This is a genomic window from Candidatus Methylomirabilota bacterium, assembly GCA_036005065.1.
In the GTDB taxonomy this organism is placed as follows: Bacteria; Methylomirabilota; Methylomirabilia; order Rokubacteriales; family DASRDR01; genus DASYQW01.
Map to the genome: position 1 here is coordinate 1 of DASYQW010000147.1, position 5,887 is coordinate 5,887.

Consider the following 5,887-nt stretch of genomic DNA (forward strand, 5'->3'; position numbering starts at 1 on the left):
GGCCGAGCAGGCGCGAGCGGCCGCCGAGCGCGCTCGAGATGACGCCGAGCAGGCGCGCCGGGCCGCCGAGGCGGCGCGGGAGGCCGCGATCCTGGCGGTCGAGGAGCTGCGCCGCGCGACCGCCGAGCAGTGGAAGGTGACCGAGGAGGTCACCCGGTCGGCGCGCGAGATGCTCGAGGCCGCCGAGGAAATGCTACGGGTCGCGTCGCCGCGGCCGGGCTCCGTCGTCCGCCGGATTGACCGGTCCCGCGTGCCTCCCGTACGGTAGAGCCATGCGGAACCTCTGGGACGACATCGTGGTAGTCGAGACCATGCGGGGGGTCGGGAGCCGCCTGGCCGCCTTGGTCCCGAACGTCCTGACCATGCTCATCCTGCTGGTGCTGGGGCTGATCTTTGGCGGGGTGGCGCGGGCGCTGGTGGTGCGCCTCCTCCGGGCGGTCCGGTTCTCGGCCCGCTGCGAGCGCTGGGGCGTCCAGCAGGCGCTCGCGCGGGCGGCCATCATCCGCGAGCCGGACCGCCTGGCGGGGTCGCTCGTCTTCTGGGGGATCTTCCTCGTCTTCGCGATGATGGGGATCGACGCCCTCCAGCTCCCCGGGATGCACGGGGCGACCTCGCTGGTCGTGCAGCTCATCCCCAACGTCCTGGCCGCGGCCCTCATGCTGGTCGTCGGCTGGCTCCTCGCGAACTTCCTCGCCAACGCGGTGCTGATCGGCTCCGTGAACGCGCGGATCGCCGAGGCCCGCCTGCTCGCCCGCGCCGTGCGGTGGGCGGTGCTCGCCTTCACGCTGGCCGCCGTCCTGACCCAGCTCGGGATCGGGCGCGAGATGGTGATGCTCGCCTTCGGCCTCGTGTTCGGGGGCATCGTCCTCGCCTTTGCCCTCGCCTTCGGGCTCGGGGCGAGGCACCTCGCCCGCGACCTCCTCGAGCGCCGGTTCCGCCACCGGGAGCAGGCCCCCGACGACGAGATCGCCCATCTTTGAAGCCCGCGCTCGGAGTGCTTCGCCCGCGCAACCTCCTGGGGGGAGGTTCGGAAGGGGGGCGAAGCCCCCCTCCGAGTCAGACCAGGGGCGCGCGCCCGGATGACGCGCGGTTGGCGTAACGCCGTAACGAGAAGAGAGCGACGGCGGTCAGGAGCGGGGGAGGGCGAGGTCGGCCTGGCGCGCGACCTCCCCGCGGCGGCGCGGCTCTTCGGCCGCCGCCCGGGTCCAGAGGGTCCAGAGGTCGAGGGGCGAGCCGTTTCGCGCGGCGCAGCTCACGAGCTTCCGGACGAGCCGCACCGGGTCGCCGACGAGCATGCGCCGCCTGGCCGCCTTGACGCGCGCGCGCAGCGCCGCGTCGTCGGCCCGCTTCGCCTCGCGCCACGCCTCTTCCAGGTGCGCGACGAACGTGATCCCCTGGTCCACCAGGCCGGCCAGGTAGCGGTTCCACGCCGCGGGGCTCTCGAAGCGGCGGCACGGGCCGTAGACGTCGGGCGCCAGCGCCTCCCGGAGCGCCTCCGCGCGGGCGAGGTGGAAGGCGAGCCGCGCCTCGGCGCGCCGCGCCGCGGAGCCCTCCGGCGCGGCGGGCCCCTCGGCCGCGGCGCTCGGGAGGGCGAGCGCAAGGCCGGCCACCAGCGAGAGCGCCGCGACCCCGGCGGCGGGAACACGCCACATGACCGCCATCGTACCCCATAGACGAGGCCGGCCGCGGGGCGCTTCGCCCGCGGCCCGGGGTCACTGATGCCCCGGCGCGCCCGGGTCGAGCGGGACAGCCTGGGGGTGCGGGCGGTCCCCGCCGACGCCCGCCACGGGATCTTCACCGAGCGCGCGCGCGAGACCTTCGCGCTCTCGGGCCTCCGCCCGCATCCCGACTACATCCGGGCCCTGGGACTCATCAAGCTCGCCGCGGCCCGGGCGAACCGCCGCCTCGGCCTGCTGCCCGCCCGGCTCGCGCGCGCGATCGAGCGGGCCGCCCAGCGCGTCGCCGCCAACGCGCTCGATCACGCCTTCGTCCTCGACGTCTTCCAGGCGGGAGCCGGCACGCCCCACCACATGAACGCCAACGAGGTCATCGCCAACCTGGCCAATCAGATGCTGGGCGGGCGCCGGGGGACGTACGCGCCCGTGCATCCCAACGACCACGTGAACCTCGGGCAGTCCTCGAACGACGTGACGCCGACGGCGGCGCGCCTCTGCGCCCTGGCGCGGTCGCGCGCGCTGGCCGCCGAGGTCCGCGCGCTCGAGGGCGCCTGGCGCCGGCTGGCCCGCGCCCATCGGACCACCGTCAAGCCCGGGCGCACGCACCTCCAGGACGCGGTGCCCATCACCTACGGCCAGGTGTTCCTCGGCTACGCCGAGGCGCTGGCCGCCGACCGGGCGCGCCTCGAGACGGCCCGCGACGACCTCCGGGTGATCGGGCTCGGCGGCACCGCGGTCGGCACGGGCATCACCGCCCACCCGCGGTTCGCCGCCCTCGTCACGCGCGAGCTGGCGCGGCTCGCCGGCGAGCGGCTGCGGGTCGCCCCGTCCCGGGTGGCGACCACCTGGAGCATGACCGCGCTGGCCTTCGCCTCGAGCGCGGCCCGCGGGCTGGCGGTCGACCTCGCCAAGATCTGCCGGGACCTCCGGCTGCTCGCCTCCGGCCCGCACACCGGGCTCGGCGAGCTCGCGCTGCCCGCCGTCGAGCCGGGCTCGTCCATCATGCCCGGCAAGGTGAACCCCTCGGTCCCCGAGGCGGTGGAGATGGTGTGCTACCAGGTCTGCGGCAACGACGCCGCCATCACCCACGGCGCCATCGCGGGCGAGCTCGAGCTGAACGTCATGACCCCGCTGATCGCCTTCAACCTCTGGTGGAGCCTCGATCTCCTGGTGCGGGCCGTCCGGCTCCTCCGCGAGAAGTGTGTCGAGGGCCTTCGGGTCGACCGGGCGCGGGTCCGCGACCTGACGGAGCGGAGCCTGGTGCTGGGGACCGCCCTCTCCCCGTACCTCGGCTACGCCGTGGTCGCCGAGCTGGTGAAGGAGGCGCTGGCCCGCGGGCGCTCGCTGCGCGAGGTGGTCCGCGCCCACGGGCTGATCCCCGACCGCGTGCTGGACCGGCTGCTGGACCCGCTGAGCGTCACCCGGCCCACGCGAAGTGACCCGGCCCTGGCCGCCGCGATCCGGCGACGGCCGGCCTACGCCGCCTACCGCCGCCGCGTGGGGCTGTCGCCGGCTTGACCCAAAACTCCGCGTCGAAACACGGCATTCCCGGCGTCCGGCCGTTGGGAGTATGATAGGAGCGTCCATGCGGCGCGTCATCGTCTGCCCCACGGACTTTCTCTTCCAGCTCCTCCACGGCGCCAACGCCCAGTGTCCGCCGCATCACTGCGAGGCCGCCACCTTCATCGTCGCCGACCAGAAGGCCCGTCACCGCCTGGCCCGGCGGGGGGTCTCGGCCCTGGCCGGCGCCCTCGACGACCCGAAGATCTACCGGCGGGCGCAGCTCCAGCCGGGCGACCTGGTCATCCTGATGAGCGCCCCCGATTCCCCCGAGGCCATCCTCGACGCCATCCTCGACGCGGCGCCGGGCGTCCCGGTCCTGCTCGTCCACCAGGGTGCGGAGGCGCCCGTCCTGCCCCGCTACCCGACCGTCACGGCGCTCATGCTGCCGCGCCTCGTCCGCGAGGGCCTCCGGCCGGAGATGGACCGCGCGTGCGTGCGCGTCAAGGTCGAGCGCATCCGCGAGGTGCTGGCCGGCAAGGAGCGGATCGGCATCCTCCTCCAGGACGACCCCGACCCGGATGCTCTGGCCAGCGGGCTCGGGCTCCGGGCCCTCCTCGGCCGGACCAAGGCGTCGGCGCCGCTCCTGACGTTCGGCCGCATCACGCGGCCCGAGAACGTCGCGATGGTCATGGCCCTCGAGATCGAGGTGGAGCACGTCACGGTCGCCGACCTCGCCCGCTTCGACGCGCTCGCCATGGTGGACGTCCAGCCCGCCTTCTGCGAGGAGACGCTGCCGGAGATCGCCCTCGTGATCGACCACCATCCGGAAGCCAAGCGCTACCGCGCGGCGTTCCGGGACATCCGGCCCTCCTACGGCGCGACGGCCACGATCCTCACCGAGTACCTCCGGGCGGCCGAGGTGAAGATCACCGAGCGGGTGGCCACCGCGCTCTTCTACGGGATCAAGTCGGACACCCTCCACCTCGAGCGCGGCGGCATCCGGGCGGACATGGAGGCCTTCGCCTTCCTGTACGAGCTGGCCAACCACAACGTGCTCCGCCGCATCGAGCGGCCCGAGCTGCCGCTGGACGCGCTGGATGCCCTGGGCGACGCGCTGGTCCACCGGACGATCATCCACAATGCCCTCTTCGCCCATCTGGGGCCGGTCAGCCGGCCGGACCTCATCCCGCAGTTCGCCGACCTGTGCCTCCAGGTAGCCGGGATCGAGTGGTCGGTCGTGTCGGGGCTGACGGGCGACGAGCTCCACATCTCGGTCCGCAACGTGGGCTACGTCCGGGCGGCCGGCGAGGGGGGGGAGGACGCCTTCGGCGGCCTCGGCTCGGCCGGCGGTCACCGCACCGCCGCCAAGGCGGTGATCCCGCTCCGGGAATGGGAGGCTCGCGTCGGCCCGCTCGACGCGGCCGCGGTCCGGCGAGCCATCGTCGCTCGCTTCGTCCACGCCCTGGACGGCGCGGCGCCGGTGCGGCCAAGCTCCTAGAGAACTCGGCCCCAGGCAAGCCATGGTGACTGGGATATGCCCTTAGGGGCTGTCCCGAACCCCCCCGGAAATGCTATGGTGAGTGAGTTGTCGGCCGATCCTCTCTGAGGTACGCGAACTCGTGTCAGGTGGGCCGGGTGGTGTCCGCGTCTACCGGTGGAGGGACAGGGGAAGTATGAGTCAGCAGATTCGCGTCGTGGCTCTCGCGCTCGGCTTCCTGGCGTCGCTGACCGTCGTCGTCCCGGCGTGGGCAGCGCCGGGCTGCCTGACCCTCGGGCAAGAGCGCCGCCCGCCCCCCCAGGCCGCGGCTCGGCCCTACCAGCCCGTCAACGGCACCGGTGGCTTCTCGGTCTTCGGGGCGAACACGCTGCCGGCCGGGGGGTTCTCGATCGGGATCGGCTACCTCGGCGAGGATGCGGTCTGCCAGCAAGAAGACGGGCTCTTCGACCTCAACACGCTGTGGGTGCCCCTCGCCTACGGCATCACCGATCGCCTGCAGGTCGGCGTGGACCTCCCGTACACGTGGTACGAAGCCGATCGCGCGGGCACCAGCGGCTCGAGCCTCGACGACATCAACTTCGGCACGGTCTATCGGTTCCTCGACGAGGCGCCGGGGCGTCCCGCGCTCGCCGTCGTCGGCTTCGCCGCCGCGCCGACGGGCGAGCGCAAGCACGGAATCGGCCGGAACGAGTGGGATGTCGGCGGGAAGCTCGCGCTCAGCAAGACGCTGCCCGGCGGCCTGCTCGGCCACGCCAACATCGGCTACACCTACGTCGGCCGGGGGTCGGTGGACCAGGACGACGAGTTCACCTCCGGGGTGGCACTCGAGAAGCCGCTCGGCAAGCACTTCTCGGTGGTCGCCGAAGGGCTGGCGAACACGAATCGGCGCACGGGCGCCGAACGGAACGGCGACTGGGTCGCCGAGGCGCGGGCGGGCTTCCGCGTGCGGTTCGCCGGATTCCTCCTGAGCCTGGCCGGGCGAAAGGGTCTCACGAACGACGCTCCGGATTGGGGCGTCTTCGCGCTGCTCACCTACAACTACGAGCCGGCCCGCGCCGTGGCCGCCGCCCCCGGTCCCGTGGCCGCTCCGCCGGGCGCCCCCGGCGCCCCCGGGGCTCCCGCCGCGCCCGGCGCCCCCGCGGCGCCCGGCGCCCCCGGGGCTCCCGCCGCGCCCGGCGCCCCCGCGGCGCCCGGAGCGCCGGCGGCCCCT

The 5,887-nt window shown here is 74.2% G+C and carries 6 protein-coding genes; 5 read left to right on the top strand and 1 reads right to left on the bottom strand.

Annotated elements, in window-relative coordinates:
* Together VGW35_10550 and VGW35_10555 are read left to right on the top strand one after the other, a co-directional pair.
* Window positions 1-268 (top strand): hypothetical protein (locus tag VGW35_10550; GenBank protein ID HEV8308095.1); only part of this gene is annotated, 268 nt, incomplete at its 5' end.
* Window positions 269-272: 4 nt separating this feature from the next.
* The gene (locus VGW35_10555) at window positions 273-980 is read left to right on the top strand and encodes a hypothetical protein (protein HEV8308096.1); all 708 of its coding nucleotides are present in this window, start codon (window positions 273-275) and stop codon (window positions 978-980) included.
* Window positions 981-1,127: 147 nt separating this feature from the next.
* Here VGW35_10555 and VGW35_10560 read toward each other — a convergent pair whose 3' ends face one another.
* Window positions 1,128-1,652: a hypothetical protein gene (locus VGW35_10560; GenBank protein HEV8308097.1), complete on the bottom strand. Its 525-nt coding sequence runs from the start codon at window positions 1,650-1,652 to the stop codon at window positions 1,128-1,130.
* A 66-nt stretch (window positions 1,653-1,718) separates the two neighbouring features.
* On the opposite strand from VGW35_10560, the gene VGW35_10565 reads away from it, so the two are divergent.
* From VGW35_10565 to VGW35_10575, 3 genes are all read left to right on the top strand, one after another.
* On the top strand, window positions 1,719-3,194 hold the full coding sequence (locus VGW35_10565; protein HEV8308098.1) for an aspartate ammonia-lyase: 1,476 nt from the start codon (window positions 1,719-1,721) through the stop codon (window positions 3,192-3,194).
* Window positions 3,195-3,261: 67 nt separating this feature from the next.
* Complete coding sequence (locus VGW35_10570; GenBank protein HEV8308099.1) at window positions 3,262-4,677, top strand: bifunctional oligoribonuclease/PAP phosphatase NrnA; 1,416 nt, start codon at window positions 3,262-3,264, stop codon at window positions 4,675-4,677.
* Window positions 4,678-4,852: 175 nt separating this feature from the next.
* The coding region (locus tag VGW35_10575) for a transporter (GenBank protein ID HEV8308100.1) at window positions 4,853-5,887 on the top strand (1,035 nt) is incomplete at its 3' end.